This is a genomic window from Streptomyces lushanensis (genome assembly GCF_001700515.1).
Lineage (GTDB): Bacteria > Actinomycetota > Actinomycetes > Streptomycetales > Streptomycetaceae > Streptomyces > Streptomyces lushanensis.
The window spans coordinates 1-528 of record NZ_MAUD01000573.1 but is presented as its reverse complement, the minus strand read 5'-3'; the positions used below and the strand labels follow the sequence as shown (position 1 = coordinate 528).

Sequence of the window (528 nt, the reverse complement as noted above, 5' to 3'; positions counted from 1 at the left end):
CCCGTACCGACCACTCGGGAAGCGGCGATGCCCTTGGAGGCGGTCTCCGTGGTGGGCTCGACGGGCCGCTCGGCGCCGGTGTCGAGGTTGACGGTATTGAGGGTGTCGGCGATCGCGTAGGTCAGTTCGACGTAACCGATCGAACCGTTCACCTGCTTCACCTGTTCGACCACGTCACTGGAGGTCTGTACTCCCAGGCCGCCGGGCGCGAGCCAGTCGCCGTTCCCGGCGGTGGCGCTCAGGTACCTGCTGAGCGTCCGGTTGACGCCGGACGAGGAGGAGCGGTGGAAGGCCTGGACCGGGGTGGCGGGCAGTTCGACGCCCGGGTTCAGCTGTCTGATGGCGGCGTCGTTCCAGCTCGTGATCTTCCCGGTGTAGATCTTGGCGATCGCCGCGGGATCGAGGACGAGGCTGTCGATGCCGGGGATGTTGTAGATGAGGGCGACCGGGCTGCCGAGCATGGGCAGATTGATGCCCGTGCCGCCGCCCTGGCAGATGCTCTTCGACTGCTCCACCTCGGCCGGTTCG

The 528-nt window shown here is 67.4% G+C and carries 1 protein-coding gene; it reads right to left on the bottom strand.

What is annotated here, in order from left to right:
* Positions 1-528, bottom strand: a 528-nt coding sequence (locus BFF77_RS31395) for a substrate-binding domain-containing protein (RefSeq protein ID WP_211280370.1), incomplete at both ends; no start/stop codon positions are given.